The following is a 17314-nucleotide window of genomic DNA, read 5'->3' on the forward strand; positions in this document are numbered from 1 at the left end:
TAAGAAATGATGCTAGCAATAAGGCCAGTATCAGTGGCCTCACCGGATAAAAATTAAGACTCAGCTGAAGTTAATTTGGCGTAGACCAGTTGAGCACCGACAAGATCTGATAACGCAGTGCCTACGGTTTTAAATAGGGTTATCTGCTCAGCGCTTTCGCGCGCGGAGATTGTAGACTGGCTCAATTGTGCCAGTTCGCCCTTGACCTCATCGAAGCAAAATTGCCCTTCTGCAATTGGAATGAGTAGTTCTCCCGCCTCGGCAAAGACATTGATCTTTGAATCAACAAATACTGCCGATTTTTGGATGAGTGTTGTATCACATTCACGGCGATCGTGGTTGTGGTTGCCGACAAAGTCAGTATGGGTGCCTGCTTGAACCCATTCGCCAGGAAACAGCGGTGTAGGAGAGCCTGTTGCACAGCTAATGATGTCTGCATTACGTACGCTGGCTTCGAGATTGTCACAATAGATAACCTCAATGTCAGGACGTTGATTGCGGATAAGCGCCATTGTCGCATGCGCTTTATCTTGATTACGTCCCCAAACGCTAATCTGGGTAATCGGCCGCACACTAGCATGAGCCAATGCCATAAATGACGCCAAGTTACCGGTACCACATACCAGTAATTTGCTTGAATCTTCACGCGACAAATAACGGCTACCCAGTGCAGAAACGGCCGCCGTGCGCCAATATGTCACACTGGTACCATCGACTAATGCTTGTGGCTCACCGGTGACCCGATTAAAAATTAATATTTTAGAATAGAGACTGGCGAGCTTAGGATCTTTTTGTGGATTACCCGGAAAGTAAGTAAAGGCTTTAACGGCAATGGTTTTGTCGTTCCAAGAGGGTAATACCGCAAATGCATCACTGTGGCTTGCTGACTCATCCAGACTAAAAACCTGCCTTTGGGGCATACCTGCGGGACGAGAGAATGTTTCGTCGAGCGCGTCGACAAGCTCATTAAAATTTAAAGACTGGTGCACAGACTCGGCATTGATGACTAGCATAAGGGCTCCTGAAAACGGTATATTTTATATCATTAGTTGTCGCAGTATGAATCAATCAACTTTATATTGCTATATGGTTAATTTTGCGTGACCAGCAACAGTACGAACAGCGTGCAACTCCAAAAGAGTTCATCTTTGATTTATCAGTCATGTGATTAATGGGCGTGAGGCTGAGATAACGTAAACTAAGTATTTTTTAACCGTTAAAATGGACCGTAAACTGTAATTAAATCAATTCATTATTGGTATTGAATTGACTGTGGTTTTAGTGCTCAAGATAGTTTCGTACTGCTATTTTATTAACGGCTAGTGTTAACGATTAAATATACGGTGTTAACTGGTTTAATGTTGTAGAATCGCGCCCTTCGTAAATGTTACTCATTAGATGTTTTCATCTTGCTGTTGGGGTTTATATGTTAATTCGCCACAAGTTGCTTTTAAGCGCTGCGGTATCTATTGCTGCACTAGGGGCTATGTTTGGTTTACAGCTTTATTTTGGTCAAGTTCAGTCTGAACTGTCTAAAGCATCTCAGGGGGTCTCGAGTCTCAAAAGTGAAGTGTTGAGCCTTCGCCGTGACGAGAAAGATTTTTTGGCGAGGTTGGATCTTAAATACGTCGATAAGCATCAATCGAATCATAATGACATTAAGTTACTCACCCGAGAATTGGACCGCGTATTTACTGAGTACAGCATTCCGACTCAAGCGCTTGCTAACTTCAATAGCGATCTTACTATCTATGTAAGCACATTCACCAAGGTGGTAGGGTTACACCAGCAGATGGGATTAACACCAAAGGCGGGTTTATACGGCGCACTGCGTGATGCGGTTCATCAAGTCGAGTCTCTGGTTAAACAATACGATCAACCCGCATTAATGGTGCAGATGCTGCAATTACGTCGAGCAGAAAAAGACTTTATGCTCAGGCGCAGCCAAAGTTACGTGGCAAAGTTTGATGATGGCTTAATTAATTTCGAGACCGTGTTAGCTCAATCGACCGTTACTCCTGCCGCTAAACAGCAGATCAGCACACTCATTCAGCAGTATAATGCAGATTTTAAACAGCTGGTCACTAAAGAGCAGCAACTCGGCTTATCTGTCACCCAAGGTCAAATGGGCGAGTTAAGGCAAGCGGTTGCTAATACTGATCGTGCATTGGCGCAGCTTGAATCGTTAGCCAACACTGCGATTCAAGACGAGGAAGAGTCTGCATTTTACTTAGGTTTGTCGATAGCAGTATTGATAGCACTGGCGTTATCTGGCGCAACTTTTTTGATTATTCGCAGTATTATTGACCCTGTTAAACAGATCACCGCAATTATCACTCAGATTGAAGTGAATAAAGATCTGTCGATGCGATGTGATGAGAGTAGTGATGATGAACTTGGACAAATCGCTAAACACTTCAATAGCATGGTAGAAAGTTTTCAAGAGTTGATTGAACAGGTGACAACATCCGTCGGCACCATGAATCAGTCTTGCCAAGATCTCGCCGGTAATGTCACTCAGGCATCTGAAGGTGTGATAAGCCAATTAAATGAAACTGATATGGTCGCCACCGCAATCACCGAGATGGGTGCCACCATTGAAGAGATCGCTAAAAATACTGAACTGGCAGCTAACAAGGCTAGTAGCACCCATGATAATGCACTGCTAGGTCAAAGAGGTGTCGAGCAAACCATTGAAAAAATCGAGTCTTTGGCACAGCAAATCAATCAATCTGCAGTTGTTGTCAATGAGCTCGAAAAGGACAGTGAGACTATCGGCCGAGTGCTTGGTGTGATTAAGTCGATAGCAGATCAGACTAACTTACTCGCATTGAATGCGGCTATTGAGGCTGCAAGAGCAGGCGAGCAGGGTCGTGGCTTTGCTGTTGTGGCCGATGAAGTGCGTAGTTTAGCCATGCGAACCCAAGAGTCTACCGAAGAGATCTCTGCCATTGTTCAGACTTTACAGAGCCGAACTCGCTCTATTGTGAAAGTGATGGAAGCTAGTCGAATTCAAGGTGATGAAAGCGCGGTGCAAGCTGCTTCTGCAGGGGCACTTCTACAGCTGATAAACAGCGATGTTACTAATATAATGGACATGAGCACTCAGATAGCGGCTGCGATTGAAGAGCAGAGCATGGTGGCGACTGAAGTGAATAAAAATGTGGTTGTTATTAGAGATATTGCGCAAGAGACCGCTGATAGAGCGGTTGCGAACTCATCAGCGACTGAGAATGTTAAAGAACGGGCAGAGTTTTTACTGCACGCCGTGAGTAAATTTAAGGTGTAAAAGCTTAAAGGTAAAGTTTCATCTTTCGAAAGGGTTAGCTGAATAAGCTAACCCTTTTTACTTTTGCGTTGGTTAAATATGCAGTGTTTTAGCAGTGTTGATACTCTCTTGAAACCCCCGCTATTGGTCGGCACTTGAAAGCAGGTGTAGCGGCGCAGCGTCACTTAAGTAGGCTTCGTCAACTTGGTCTAACTTGTTATAACGGATCATCTGCCTTATCCCATCAATGTAGGCTTGGCCTCTTTCTGAATATTTGTCTAAAGTACCCGCCAGTTCAATGCCGGTAATAGCGGCGTTACTGGCACGAAGGTTGGCCCTTAGGCTACGTAACTTTTTATAAGCATTATTGGTGTTCAGGTTGAGCATGTAGCCCTCAACGGATGCTAAAGGCGTGTCGAAACGGGCTAAGCCATAATTGCCAAGCTCCTTACGTTGCTGTTTCGGGATCATGCCATTACCGCTGAAATCCCATTGACCGAAAAATGCATTGCCTTCGACCGTAAATCTAGAGGTTGCCCAGCCACTTTCTTCAGCCGCTTGGGCTAATACTAATGACGGCGGCAGTATGTCTATCTCCTCTAATAACATCTGTCTCTGCTGCTCGGTAATCGTCTGGTCAAGGCGGGTAATTATCCGATACTTAGCGGCGATATTGAGCAATACAATATCATCTAATGGTGCTGATTCAATTAAGCGCCTTTCTAAGAGGATATTTTCATTCGCAACTAAAATAAGCGGTGCGATTAGCCTGAAAAATACCATCTTCTTTTGCTGCACGGGGATATTGTTAGAGGTTTCCTGCCAGCGTTCGCTGACCGACTCAAACGTTAGCCTAGGGACCTCTCGATTGCCATCGATCCAGCTTTGAGTATTATAATTTAGCGAATCAAACAGTGACGACAATTCATCAAGTGAGTTTATTTTGATCTCTTTAGGTGCTTTAGTGGGGCGAGCATCTGAGACATTAATAAAGCTCATTTGGGTTTCAGTTGAATTTGAAGCGGTAGCAAGATCAGCTGCGACTATGCGTTGCTGTACTGAACCTGTTTTATCGGGCTCTGATTTACTTTGATTAACTTGGGTTTTGAGTGCCACTTTAGCGCTAGTGACGGGTGCTGGAGTATTAATGACTGCGTCACTGTTGTCGGGATTGAACTGAGAGTTAGCAGCATAAAGTAACAGCAGGACTGAGGCGGCAAGCAGAGCAAGTTGGGTCTGAGGTTTTCTAAGCATCGAAGCGTCCTTTAGGTGATAGCGATGAGGCTGTATCAAGGTTATTGCTACAGTCTAAATCTAGTCGATCCTTATTCAATATTCCTTTATTGTTACTCATTTGTAAAGTTGGCGCTTTATTGTGGCGAAACATGACGATGGTATTGGTCTGTTTTCGAGCGGGTTATGGCGTAAGAACACCTATATTTTTACATGTTATAACGATATCTGAAGTAGTTAAGCTGTTTTGCAAGTTATCACAACAGGTTGTGCAAGGCTCATTGGCAAGCACTAAAAAGCCCAGAGGGTTAATCTGGGCTTTCATTTTAATAGCGAGAATATGGGATTACTTGCTCAAATCAGCAGCGACTTGCTGGGAGTAATAGTAAGCCACATCTTTCATTTCAGTTTCAGAAAGCATGCCCGCTTGGCCTTGCATAATGGGGTTAGTACGTTCACCGCGCTTAAACTGGACTAACTGTTTAAACAAGTAAGCGCCCTTTTGGCCTTTTAGGTTAGGGTAAGTTGCCATTATTTTAAGCATGGCGTCTCCATGACAAGCAATACAACGCTGGTTAACCAGAATCTCCCCTTGGCTTGCATCGGCTTGATAGTTAAGCACACTGCTATCCAGTTTTAGTTCGGCAACGGCAAGCGTGTCTTTAAATGAGCTATCTGTAGCTTGAACATTACTGCACAGTAACCCTGATATTAGCGTACTGGCCCATATGGCCTTTGATATACGGTTAGCCATATTAATGATCCTTGTTCGATGATGACAACACCACTGGCATTGGTGGCATTTTGTCTGCATCTAATGGCTTACGTCTGAAGATCTTCATATCAATCTCAGTTTCGTTGTAATAGGTCGATAGATAATCGAGTACAGGGTCCCAAGTATCAGAAAGATCCCAAAGACCTTGGGTATCGATCATCCATTGGATCGTCTCGCGCCATACTTCACGACTGCCGACATTCTGTGGAATGATAAGACTGGTGTGGCATGCGTTACATTGATGCTTAACCACTTCCCAGCCAGGTGCCATGATAAGACCCGTAGTGGGGTCAATCGGATAGCTTTTGACTGGGGCGGTATCTGCCGCCATAGCGGCAGGTAATGACATCGCGCTCAGCACTGCTACTAATAAGAGTGCTTTTTTCATCATACGACCCTTACTGCTACTCGATGGCAACCGTTGAAGAGGTATCCTTTAGGGTTCCACTGTGGTTGTACCATAGGTTGGCTATCACCTTTAATATCAGTTGCACGGGCCCACACCTCGTAATAACCCGTTTGAGGCAGTGTTATATTAATGCTCCACTGCTGCCATGCCATCGGGTTAACGGCTTTGGTTAATGATGCCGTTTGCCATGTGGTGCCATAGTCGTAGCTGACTTCGACTTTAGCTACATCACGAGTACCCGCCCAGGCGTGTCCGCTAACCTGTAATTTATCGCCTAGCGATAACTCACCGCCAGTTTGCGGTGCAGTGATAAGAGACTTAACAATCATCTCTTCGATAATTTTAAAGTCTTTATTGTCGACCTTCTCGCCTGGCGCAACAGGATTCTTTGGTACTTGATAAGCGGGGGCACCCATCTTCTTACCGTCGTGAACACGATCACGAACACCCATGCCGATGGCACATTTTTGAGATACGGATCCTGGGCGGCCGCCGAAAACAATACGTAGAGGATATCCATGCATATAAGGGATATCCTCGCCATTCATGCCCCAAGCAATCATCGCGTTTTCATTCATGGCAGCTTCAATAGGAACGCCACGTGAAATAGCTGCGCCCTTACCACTAAGGTGTTTATCGAGGCCATAGTGAGCGGTATACACGGCATCACTTTTTACGCCGCAGTCAGCGAGTACGTCTTTGACTAATACGCCGGTCCACTCGGCGCAGAACACAGCGGTATTACTCCACTGGTTACCTTTGGCATTGGGATAGAAGTTCTCACGGCTATTACCGCCACACTCTAGTACCAACTGCTGGGTCACGGTTTTGAATTTTTCCTTTAACTCAGCAATGGTGTAGGTTTTTGGGGTTTCAATCGACTCACCGTCAACGGTGAACTCCCAAGTGTCGGGATTAATGCTAGCAAAGTCTGGCATCTGTCCATTCCAACGAATAAATGCAACGTCGGCAGGGGTCTTTACCGGTGCAAGCAAATGCTCTGGGGGAAAGGCATTCAATGGGTTGGAGTTTAATACTTTAAAGTGGCTAGGTAGGTCATCTACTTTTGACCAAGTGACCGCTGACACATCAAGTGGTGCCATTCCAGCTGGGCGGTTTTGGGCAAATGCCCAACTTGCTGGGAGCATTGCAGTTACCGAAGTGGCGACAGCCCCTTTTAAAAAATTACGTCTATCGATTGCCATCAGTATTGTTCCTTCCCAGTGCTAAAATAATGTGCCATAAACTGCATCTGCTCTTCTGTCAGCAGTTTGGCGACTTTGCTCATTGTCTTATCTTGACGTTGATCTGACTTGAATTGTTTAAGCTGTTCAATCATATATTGCGCATTTTGGCCCTTTAAATTAGGGATAGAGCCGTAGTTGTTGCTGCCATCAATACCATGGCAGGCGATACACATATTGAGCAGTTTTTGATTCTCTTGTGCCTGTGCTTGTTGCACCTGCCCAGTAAGCGGAGCAAGTACTAACATAAACGCAGCTAACTTAATCTTCATTACACTCATAGGTAGCCCTTTTCGGGATGATATTATTGCTATTTTTACGCCGAAGGCTCGATGCCTTTAACGTGATTATCTGACGATGTTTTTGCTCACTAACCCGTTGCGACATGTTTCATGTACGCAATAGTTGCCAACGCCTTTTGGAACTGCACATGAAAATGTACATCGCTAACCGGTGCGGCGATTGAGATCGTAAAACTACAGATAAATGTGATCTTTAGCCTGTAAAAAGTTGTGAAAAATTATAAAAGAACCCATTTAGTAGAATGTAAATTGCTTCTTATAACTAGAATTAACCTATTAATACGAACCTGGTTGCAGGTTTAGTTATTGGTGAGTGAATGTTGACTAGAGGGGCTTTAGCAGTTAGGAGCGACGGGAAAAGTGTTTGCGGAGTCATTTAGATGGTGTTTTCAGAGGGTGTTAGGTCGCAAAAATATTGATTATTTATGGCCTAACATGGCGCTAACCATTGTTTAAAACTGGCTAATAATCAACGCGAGATAGTTGTTGTTTTTCTGTAGGGAAGAGCGTTTAATGACGATTAAACTCATTCAGTAAAGCAGCCATTAAACTCATTCATTAAACTTGGCCTAAACTGATCTCTTTTTGCAACGAGGCCCAGTTGATGACACCGACTATATGGTCTTTATTTTCTTGATAAATATAAACCTCGCCTCGTCGTGCTTTCGACAAAATTAAATACACCTCATTGAGCGTTGCGGTATCAGGTACTCCTTGAATGGGGTGGCGAGTCAACGTCGTCGCATCATCACTGGCTTGCAGCTCAAGTTGTATCATCTCGACTTCATTTATGGCATTGCGCACTAACACCGAGCGACCTTCTGCGCGTTTTAACACCTCAAGCAGCAGCTCGTCATTATTACTAATAATCACGAAGCGTTTGTCCATAAGGTGACGAACACCGACTTTTTGCAACCCTAAATTAACCGGAGCCACTTTATATCCAAGGCCCATAATCTCAAGTTGTTTGAAGAAAATCGATTTGGTTTTAAATCCTTGATGTGAAATCAAAAATGCCGGGATAACCACAAACATCGATGGCAAAATAATAGAGGCATTATCAGTCAGCTCTATTAGAGCGACTAACGCGGCAAGTGGCGCGCTTAAACAGACGCCCATCATGCCTGTCATACCAATGATGGTGTATAAGCCAATATAAGGCGCGATAGACGGAAAAAACATAGCGCAAACCAAGGCTAAGATAGTGCCGAGCAACGCCCCTATGCCATAAAGCGGACCAATCAAACCGCCAGGGATCCCGAGTCCAATAGCGGCAATCGTTGCCACCATTTTACCAATCAATATGGCGCTTAAAAACAGAATGCTGGGATGCTCACTAATGGTTTCTGCAATGGCTAACTCGCCGCTACCAATCGCTTCGGGCAATATAAGGCCGACGAGAGTGGTAATGGCACCTGCCAATAACAAGCGTTGCAGTAGTGGCCACTGTTGCCCCATAGCTGTGACGCTAAGCAAGGTGTGATTGAACACTGCGGCAATGCAACCCAACACAATGCCAAATAGTGCGAGCAAGGGATACTGGCTTAGAGGAATGACGGCAGCGCCAATCTGTTCAAATTCATGGACGTTGCCAAAAACCACTTGGCTACTTAATGCACCGCAAATGGCAGATAGCATAATCGGGAAAAAGTAGTGAATTTTGTACTCACGTAACACGACTTCAAAAACAAAGATCACTGCGGCGAGAGGAGCGTTAAAGATGGCAGCGATACCAGCAGCGATGCCACTGGCACACATAATGCGAACACTGTTATCGGGCAGTTTAAATTTTTCGGCCAGTACGCTGGCGCTGACAGCACCAAGATGAACGGCGGGACCTTCACGTCCGACCGAAAAGTTAGTGGCAAGTGCAAACAAGGCTTGGAAGAATTGCCCCGGAGCTGATTGCAGTGGAACTTTGCCGTAATGCAGCTTAACACGATGAATTACATAGGCTATTCCCATGCGTTTATAACGCTGAGATCCCATCTTTGCCACACCCCAAATTAAAAAAGCGCCGAAAAGTGGCAATAACACTCGCCAGTCGTCGATGATATCCGTAAAATTCAGAGCTTGAGTCTGGGTATAGGTGTCAAACCACACTAAGAGCAATCTAAAAAGTAGGATGACAGCTGACGCAAACAACGCAAAAAGCAATGCGAGTAAACACAGCTGAACACTGACTTTCGCTTGAGAAAGCGTATCTTTGAGATCAGTGCTGAGATACTTTTTTGTTTGCTGTCGCATTTTAACGATTGTTTGATACACAGACATTTCCAAAATTTTTGATTGTCACATTCGCATTGAAATGTGAGATTTTTATTAAGGGGCTGTTACTTAATGGCAAATTATCATCGTTGGATCGATCGCTTGCAAGTGATTGAACGACAATTTCGTACCTCAAGCGTATATTTATCTTTGTTGGTAGTGTCTTCATTAGTATTAGGGGCACTGTGCTTTGATGTTGGCTCGAGCTATTTTGCAGTGAAAGTAGAGCAACCAGCTGATCGAACTGAGGCGCTTTCAGCGCAGCTACATGCGCAAGCAAAGATCCTCGCCGCACGCAATATTGAATTAGCATTAGCGCGAGAGACTAATGCCAATATGCACACTATGTTTGTTGAGCAAGAGGGTAAGCAGCAGTCGTTAGCGCGAGAACTGGCTTTTTATCGCAGTGTCATGGCACCGGAAAACAGCGCCGATGGCGTTGCGATTAATGGCTTAGAGGTATCTGCAGAGCTTATACCCGGTCAATATAGGCTTAAGTTAGTGCTCACTCAACTCGAAAAGCGCAAACGTTCAGTGTCAGGGCGAAGTGAAGTGACATTCATCGGATTTGAAGACGGTAAACCTAAGTCGATTAAGTTATCTGAGCTAAGTGATGCATCTTTTAAATTTAAGTTTAGGTATTTTCAGGTGTTAGAGACAGAATTCACTTTGCCAGATGGTTTTATCTTGTCTAGAGTGAAGGCCAAAGTTACCGTGCCAGCGAGTCGCTGGGCTAAAGGTTCACAAACTGAACAAGAATACAGTTCACAAGAATTACGAGTCACTGAAAATGAGCAGAGCATAGTACTTGAACAAAACGGTCAGGTATTAGATAATTCTGCACAGCAATTAGATGTAAGAGGTAATAATGACTGAACAAGCTGAAGATGCTCTGCCAATCCGCTTTACTGATGCGGCAGCGTCAAAAGTAAAAACCTTGCTTGATGAAGAAGAAAATGACGCACTTAAACTACGTGTATACGTAACAGGTGGCGGTTGCTCTGGTTTCCAATACGGCTTTACTTTTGATGAAAAAGTAAACGAGGGTGACTTTACTGTAGAGAAGCAGGGTGTTCAGTTAGTTGTTGACCCTATGAGCCTACAATACCTTGTTGGTGGTGAAGTGGATTACACTACAGGCCTAGAAGGTTCACGCTTTTTCGTGAAAAACCCGAATGCAACGACAACCTGTGGTTGTGGTGCTAGCTTCTCAGTGTAAACTGATTATAGCGTTAGGCACTGAAGTGTCGTTCAATAAAAAAGCCGTCAATTGACGGCTTTTTTGTGTCTGTTCTATTAATATCGGTCAACGCATAATGTTAAGGTTAACTTCCCGATTAAAGTATTGCCCAACCTTACGCGTGAAGGCTATCCATACCTGTACGATCGCTAACAAAATCAAAATGCTAAATATTATCCAATCAGGTACTTGTGCGTTAAAGCTGCCGATAGCAAAACTTGATGCCAAGTTTTCAGGATCGTAAAGTACTAAAGGTAACATGCTCACAATGGCCAGTTGCAAAGAGGTGTATACACGCAGCATGATTAATCCTGCTTTTTGCTTACCTATAATGGCTAGCACCATGAACAGGGTGAGAATACAAAACAACACCCCTTGCTTCATTATCAGGCCAGTGACGGATATCAGTACCAAAAAGACTAATAGGGCGATAAGGCGTTTCGGCGGGTTAACTTTGCTAAGCGTATTGGAAGCGGTGACAGGGTTATTGGTATCCACTTTTCATTCTCTTTTAGGCAGACAATTAGGGGTTGTAGATCTTTCACGGTTGTTTTTGCCGCCGTTTATTGGCTATTTTGACAAGGCAGAGGCTATGTCGTTTAGTCATTCTCCACAAATAGCCTACAACACCGTAAAAATAGCCAAGAAGCGCGGCCCTTAGGGTTTGTTTCAATGCTTTTAGTCTTTTATGACTAGAATGCGTTACGAGCTTTTCGCTTAGCCAGCTAAGCATCATCGCTCAAGCCTTGTACTAAAATCATTGAATTCGAACAAAAACTAAGCTCGAAAGATCAACAGCCCCTAGTGCGGCTACGGCTAGCACGAAGTTGCTAGCCGTGAAGCTTTACTAAATTAGTGGCTCTTTTTTGGTGCAAGGCGCTCTTCTAACTCAAACGGTTGAATCACTACACCGAGATCTTCTTGTACAGGGAATACAGCAACGAAAAGGTCGTCATCTTGCATGCCTGGAACCCAGCGCTCTAACCATTCATCAAGTGGGATAGCCAATGTTTGGCAATCTTGCCAGTCATCAACAGCCCAAAGCGCTGCAGCTTCTTCAGTTGGCCACATTGGGATACAGTCTTCATCATCGGTGGTTAGCATTACGCAACCATCTGCATCCTGTAGAGACCACAATGTCTTGTGCTCTGTTACTTGCTCTACAAGGTAGTCGTAACGAGATTCTGGCGTCATTTCAGTAATCTGCTTCATGCTTTTGCTTTTGTTGCTCATGGTCTACATCTCTTAATTTTAAATGGGGCGGGCGTAAGCTATGCACGCAATGCGCCGAATTGGAACGGATAGTAACATTTAGCAGGAGAATGAAAAAGAAAACAGAGCCGAATAGGCTCTGCTTTTAGTTATTGCTATGTTTTTGCATTAAAGAACTTGTAAATAGTCCCCGCTAATATAGCGCCAAAAATCGGTGCGACCCAAAATAGCCAAAGCTGTGACAATGCCCAATCACCGACAAAGAGTGCCGGACCTGTGCTACGGGCTGGGTTTACCGAGGTGTTGGTTACTGGAATACTGATCAGATGGATAAGCGTTAGGCCTAAGCCAATAGCAATAGGCGCAAAGCCTTTTGGTGCGCGCTCATCAGTGGCACCGAGAATAATAATGAGGAAGAAAAGGGTCATCACGATTTCGCAAATCAACGCGGCCGTTAAGCTATAACCTCCTGGAGAGTGCTCACCATATCCATTTGAGGCAAAGCCTGCTGATAAGCTAAAGCCATCTTGGCCTGACGCAATCAGGTACAAAATGCCTGCGCCTGCAATGCCGCCAGCAACTTGAGCAATAATGTAAGGTGCCAGATCCGATGCAGGGAAACGGCCACCTGCCCATAGACCGAAAGAGACTGCTGGGTTTAAATGGCAGCCCGATATGTGACCAATCGCAAATGCCATGGTGAGAACGGTAAGACCAAAGGCAAATGCAACCCCCAGTAAACCAATACCAACCTCGGGGAAAGCGGCTGCCATTACTGCGCTACCACAGCCGCCTAACACTAACCACAATGTGCCAATAAATTCAGCCATCATTTTTTGAGATATATTCATAAATCCTGATCCTTTTGATTTGACCGACATACCTCAATGAACAGACTGCACTCACCATTCATTATGTGGTTTATGTATAAAACTTGCGCACTCGCTATTGAATATAAAGCATAATTCGAAGAAATGTTATTTTGATGACATTCATCACGCTTGTTTTGAGTAGACGCACAAGCGCGACGAAGGGGGGCTAAAGGGCGATCATCTGCATTAAGGTCTTGGCAATATCAGTATTGTCCTGATGACCGATAAAGGCTTGATAACCCATGCCATAGGCAAAAACGGGGACATCTACGCCATCGTGGCCGCTGGTGGTCCATCCGGTATAGGTCACTTCATCAATTAATTGCTTTACTGAATGGGTGAGTTTTTTAAGCGGTTTATTTGCTGTCTTTGCCGTTGCAATATTGGCGGTTAACAATACTTGTTGTACTTCAGTTAAGGGGAGTTGAGTCGCTTGCTGCCATAGTTTTAGCGGCTGTGTAGATTCAAGCATCTTGGCTGCAATTGCATTGGGCATCATAGTGACATGTTTCAATGCCTGGCCTTTCCATTGATAAGTGCCCGCGCGGCCTAAGCTTAACCCCCCGGTTGAATGGTCAGCGGTCATCACCAGCAAGGTATCCGGATGGTGATCAATATAGGCTTTGATTAAGATCACCGTTTTGGCTAAATCCTCCATTTCAGCCATCGCGCAGCTAATATCATTACTATGGCCACACCAGTCGATTTGACTCGCTTCTACCATCATGACGAAAGGCTGCTCACGTGCGCTAACAAGTTGCAACGCTTTCTCCGTCATCTGCATTAGACGCGCTGGATATTTACTGCCCAATGCTGGCGCTAATCCTTTGTTCGCAAACAGGCCGAGAGCGGGCAGCCTTGTAAGCTGATTGAGGTTGTCCATGTTATCTATGTAGTGGTAGCCGCGGTCGATAAAGCTTTTAGTGAGGTCTTTATCATTCCGGACAAAGTACTTTTTCCCGCCGCCGAGCATAAGGTCTGCAACTGGCTGACCATTGATAAGGTTGGTCAGATAGCTGTCGGCGATGGCGTCATAGTTGCGACGATATTCGTTATGCGCCAAAAAGCTTGCTGGGGTCGCGTGATTAATTTGAGAGGTTACCACTACAGCGGTGGTTTTGTTTGCCGCTTTCGCTTGCTCAAGCAGGGTGGTTAAAGGTTGCTGATCTTTGGTAACAGAGATTGCCCCGTTATAGGTTTTATGGCTGGTGGCCAGTGCCGTGGCAGCGGCTGCTGAATCGGTGACATAGGTGTCATCGTCGGGATAGGTACTCGACATGCCAACCAAGAGCTGATCAAATATGGTTTGCTCGACAGCTTGAGTTGCTGGGTCGTCATTAAAATAGCGATAAGCACTGGTGTAGGCTGGACCCATGCCGTCGCCAATGACGTAGATGATGTTTTTAGGTGTTTGAGTGCTTGATTGTTCAACACTCTTTTGGGCTGTGCTTTGAGCGGAAATTGGTACTGACTCTGTTACCGATTGAACTGTAAAAACGGTCAACAGTGGAAACAGTAACCCGCAGAATTTCAATAAGTACTGCATAGGAATATCCCTAAATTGAAACACAATAATGGCAGTAAAGAGCAGTATCGGCATCGCTTCGATAGTAAACATCCCCCTAAAAAAGGGAGGCTAATCCGAGTGTCTTTGTGTGCATTTAAAAAGGGCGCCTAGAAAGAGAGTTAGGCGCCATAAAGGGCGATGTTAGAACTTTTGTGAGTAACCGAAGAATACGCTACGGCCTACAGCCGAGTAGCTGCTGTTATCCTCTTCATAGAAAGGCCAGCTGTCATGCTCGTCGTTACGCTCATCATATAGAGGCGGCATTTCGTCAGTCAGGTTTTTAACTCCTGCGGTGAACTTTCCGTCCCAAGGCGCACTGTAACTTAGCGTCAGGTTAAGGGTTTGATAGGCACCAAGCACATCTGTGTAGTCTTCTTCTTCATACTCGTCACCATCGGCATCGATTAAGGTAAAGGTATCTTGGCCTTTGGCTTCACCTGTGTAGTAATAGGCTAAGGTCGCTGAGAAATCTTCCATCTTCCAATTTACGCTTGCCTGACCTTTCCATTTAGGAAAATAATCGGTTTCAGTCTGTTCCTCAATCTCGCTTTCAACGGTTTCCTGATACTCTTTTTTGATTAAGTAAGAGGCAGCCAGTTTCAATTTAAACTCACCTGCTGCAGTTTCTGGGAATTGATAATTAAAACTTGCGTCAATACCTTCAGAGGCTTCATAAGCACTATTAATTGGACCTTTACGCATACAGTCTAGATTTTCAATACCGTCGTCATCAAGCTCATTTAAGTAGCCAACAACATTCATTTGATCGCAGCTGGTGTAATTGCCTGTTTGATCATACTGAGCGGCATCATCTAACATTTCATCGGTTGAGATGGTTTTTACAGCACCTTCTAGTTTTATGTTCCACCAGTCTAAGGTTAAGTCAGCGTTGTCGGTGATATTGGCGACCAAACCTAGGTTCCAGAAATCACCTTTTTCTTCGGTCAGGTTTATATTGCCCGAGCTAATGCTATTGTATTGATCGTCGTAAACTTCATCAGGTATGGTTGGGTGAGGGTACTCGGTGCTGCCAAAGCTACGTGTGATCCCGGCGTATAGACGATGCATATCTGGTGCTCTAAAACTTTTGCCCCAGTTGGCACGAACAAGCACTTCATCAATTGGGCGATACATCAGACCTATCTGTGGTGTGGTGGCGCCGCCAACGTCGGAATCATCTAAATATTGGTCATAACGCAGTGCAGCTGAAAGCTCGAGTGATTTAACCGCAGTGATATTGGAGAGCAGTGGGATCTGTAATTCACCAGCAACGGCAACACGATCGCGGTCACCTTTACCGCCCGTGCCACCCATACCGATATAACCGCCGCTTGTAGTGACGGCATCTAGCGTATCTTCGTAACTTTCTCGTGCCCACTCAGCGGTTGTTGCAAAGCCAACAGTACCCGCTGATAGCTCCATCAAGTCGCCAGTGAATACCGCTTGAAATTGATGCATGCTTGAGTCTGATTCTTTGGTTGAATCACCAATCAATGCATTCACTTGTTCCGTACTGAGCTTGTTATTTGGATACCACTTAGCGGCATCGGTATCGTTAGGGTCGAATGTCAGCATGTCCAAAAGTGCATCCGCTTTCACCATGTGATGATTTTGCTTCTCGTACTTGTTGTAACTGCTTGACCAAGAGACATCTAGCTCGTACTCACCGATATTACCGTCGACGCCAAACGAGAGCGCTGCTTTAGTGTTTTGAGTATCGTAAGTACGCGGTCCTGAGAACTCTTCCATACGGCGACGCATTTGGAATTTATTGTAGTCGTCAAAGTCAGTTTTTTCGTAACTGAGTGCGCCGGTAGCATCATCTTCGTAGATATAAGCGCCAAAGCCTTTCTCGTCTTTGTACTTAGTCGATTCTTTGTAAGAGGCGTTGACCATGCCGTAGATCTGCCAGTCATCATTGAGATCATAGGTGCTGCTGAGGACTAAGTTGATGCGGTCATATGCTGATTGCAAACCACGGTCTGCATATTTGTCATAGTAACAGTCATATTTACCTACTGGCGTATAAACACCTTTATCACCAAATAGGTTTTCACATTGCGCTTCATCGACTGGGCTGTATTTATCATCAGTGTAGACGCTATCGTAATCGCGAACCCATGATGCCCAGCTAGAGGCTGATGCATCGCCGTATGGGCCTGCTCCCCAGCGTTTATCGCCGTCTTCATCTTCGTAATAAGCAGGACTGTAGAATAGATCTCTCTGGTCCGTTTGGATCTGCTGTACATTTTTATATTCGATCATCAGCAGTGTTTGGCTTTTTTCGGTATTAAAGCCCTGCAGGTAAGATAGGTCGAGCTGTTCGCCACCCCCCTGTGTAGGGTCGTTATATTTAACCGCGATTTTACTGCCTTCATATTCGGTTTTTAATATGATGTTCACCACACCACCCACGGCATCAGAACCATAAATGGCCGAGGCGCCACCCGTTAGTATTTCTATACGTTCAACGGCTGCGGTAGGGATGTCTGAAACGTCAACAAAGTTTGATGTTCCACCTGCTGCACTTGGAAAAGATGCCTGACGACGGCCATTGATGAGAACTAAGGTTCTGTTGGCACCCATACCGCGTAAGTTGACTGAGCTAGCGCTGTCGGTGAAGCCATCGCTTTCACCATTTAAAGAACCACCACTGCTGGCTATTGATGATTGCAGTACTTCAGCGATAGAGCTGAGTCCGCTATTGGCTATCTCTTCGGCAGTAATGACGGTTACCGGGGCGACACCTTCAAAGTCGGTACGTTTGATCCGCGAACCTGTTACCTGAATTTTCTCTATTGGCTGCTTTGCATTTTGCTCTGGAGTGATGTCTGCAGCAAGTGCGGTAGTCGGTGCTACTGTGGCGAGCGCAATCGCCATACTTAGTATTGTTCGTTTCATCAGTTGTCGTCCTTTTTTGTTTT

The 17314-nt window shown here is 45.0% G+C and carries 15 protein-coding genes; 3 read left to right on the forward strand and 12 right to left on the reverse strand.

From position 1 onward, the window contains the following. Positions 1 to 53: 53 nt before the first annotated feature. Positions 54 to 1013 (reverse strand): bifunctional Delta(1)-pyrroline-2-carboxylate/Delta(1)-piperideine-2-carboxylate reductase, encoded by a 960-nt coding sequence (locus tag CXF82_RS13635; RefSeq protein ID WP_101090539.1) that lies wholly within the window; start codon positions 1011 to 1013, stop codon positions 54 to 56. Positions 1014 to 1426: 413 nt separating this feature from the next. Between CXF82_RS13635 and CXF82_RS13640 the strand changes: the two genes are divergently transcribed. Beyond that, a complete protein-coding gene (locus CXF82_RS13640; RefSeq protein WP_102038178.1) occupies positions 1427 to 3289 on the forward strand; it encodes a methyl-accepting chemotaxis protein in 1863 nt (620 codons plus the stop codon). Between the two features lie 120 nt (positions 3290 to 3409). Here CXF82_RS13640 and CXF82_RS13645 read toward each other — a convergent pair whose 3' ends face one another. The 6 genes from CXF82_RS13645 to CXF82_RS13670 form a co-directional block, all read right to left on the reverse strand. Next, positions 3410 to 4522 carry a glucosaminidase domain-containing protein gene (locus CXF82_RS13645; RefSeq protein WP_101090537.1) on the reverse strand — a complete coding sequence of 371 codons (1113 nt, stop codon included), beginning with the start codon at positions 4520 to 4522 and terminating at the stop codon, positions 3410 to 3412. A 325-nt stretch (positions 4523 to 4847) separates the two neighbouring features. Beyond that, entirely contained in the window at positions 4848 to 5255 is a 408-nt protein-coding gene (locus tag CXF82_RS13650) for a c-type cytochrome (protein ID WP_102044350.1), read from the reverse strand. A 1-nt stretch (position 5256) separates the two neighbouring features. After that, positions 5257 to 5667, reverse strand: coding sequence for a cytochrome C (locus CXF82_RS13655; protein ID WP_374702312.1), 411 nt, complete (start codon positions 5665 to 5667; stop codon positions 5257 to 5259). Next, positions 5664 to 6890, reverse strand: coding sequence for a sulfite oxidase (locus CXF82_RS13660; RefSeq protein WP_101090534.1), 1227 nt, complete (start codon positions 6888 to 6890; stop codon positions 5664 to 5666). Before CXF82_RS13660 ends, CXF82_RS13655 begins: the two co-directional genes overlap by 4 nt. Beyond that, positions 6890 to 7210 (reverse strand): c-type cytochrome, encoded by a 321-nt coding sequence (locus tag CXF82_RS13665; RefSeq protein ID WP_102038179.1) that lies wholly within the window; start codon positions 7208 to 7210, stop codon positions 6890 to 6892. Before CXF82_RS13665 ends, CXF82_RS13660 begins: the two co-directional genes overlap by 1 nt. Before the next feature lie 579 nt (positions 7211 to 7789). Continuing rightward, positions 7790 to 9505, reverse strand: a complete 1716-nt coding sequence (locus CXF82_RS13670) for a chloride channel protein (RefSeq protein WP_180961210.1) — start codon at positions 9503 to 9505, stop codon at positions 7790 to 7792. A 66-nt stretch (positions 9506 to 9571) separates the two neighbouring features. On the opposite strand from CXF82_RS13670, the gene CXF82_RS13675 reads away from it, so the two are divergent. Both CXF82_RS13675 and erpA read left to right on the forward strand, forming a co-directional pair. Beyond that, positions 9572 to 10375, forward strand: a complete 804-nt coding sequence (locus CXF82_RS13675) for a DUF6776 family protein (RefSeq protein WP_102044351.1) — start codon at positions 9572 to 9574, stop codon at positions 10373 to 10375. After that, positions 10368 to 10718: an iron-sulfur cluster insertion protein ErpA gene (gene erpA / locus CXF82_RS13680; RefSeq protein ID WP_101090530.1), complete on the forward strand. Its 351-nt coding sequence runs from the start codon at positions 10368 to 10370 to the stop codon at positions 10716 to 10718. The genes CXF82_RS13675 and erpA overlap by 8 nt, the downstream gene beginning before the upstream one ends. 87 nt (positions 10719 to 10805) lie before the next feature. Here the strand turns inward: erpA and CXF82_RS13685 are convergent, their stop codons facing one another. The 5 genes from CXF82_RS13685 to CXF82_RS13710 all read right to left on the reverse strand — a co-directional run bounded on the left by CXF82_RS13685 (position 10806) and on the right by CXF82_RS13710 (position 17291). Next, positions 10806 to 11237 (reverse strand): hypothetical protein, encoded by a 432-nt coding sequence (locus CXF82_RS13685; protein WP_102044352.1) that lies wholly within the window; start codon positions 11235 to 11237, stop codon positions 10806 to 10808. A gap of 354 nt (positions 11238 to 11591) precedes the next feature. After that, the gene (locus CXF82_RS13695; RefSeq protein ID WP_101090528.1) at positions 11592 to 11972 is read right to left on the reverse strand and encodes a DUF2750 domain-containing protein; all 381 of its coding nucleotides are present in this window, start codon (positions 11970 to 11972) and stop codon (positions 11592 to 11594) included. A gap of 134 nt (positions 11973 to 12106) precedes the next feature. Then, positions 12107 to 12802, reverse strand: a complete 696-nt coding sequence (aqpZ, locus tag CXF82_RS13700) for an aquaporin Z (protein ID WP_101090527.1) — start codon at positions 12800 to 12802, stop codon at positions 12107 to 12109. A 187-nt stretch (positions 12803 to 12989) separates the two neighbouring features. Then, positions 12990 to 14441, reverse strand: a complete 1452-nt coding sequence (locus CXF82_RS13705) for an alkaline phosphatase (RefSeq protein ID WP_257982789.1) — start codon at positions 14439 to 14441, stop codon at positions 12990 to 12992. Between the two features lie 90 nt (positions 14442 to 14531). Beyond that, on the reverse strand, positions 14532 to 17291 hold the full coding sequence (locus tag CXF82_RS13710; RefSeq protein WP_102044354.1) for a TonB-dependent receptor plug domain-containing protein: 2760 nt from the start codon (positions 17289 to 17291) through the stop codon (positions 14532 to 14534). Positions 17292 to 17314: the final 23 nt, after the last annotated feature.

Source organism: Shewanella sp. GutDb-MelDb (assembly GCF_002836075.1).
Lineage (GTDB): Bacteria > Pseudomonadota > Gammaproteobacteria > Enterobacterales > Shewanellaceae > Shewanella.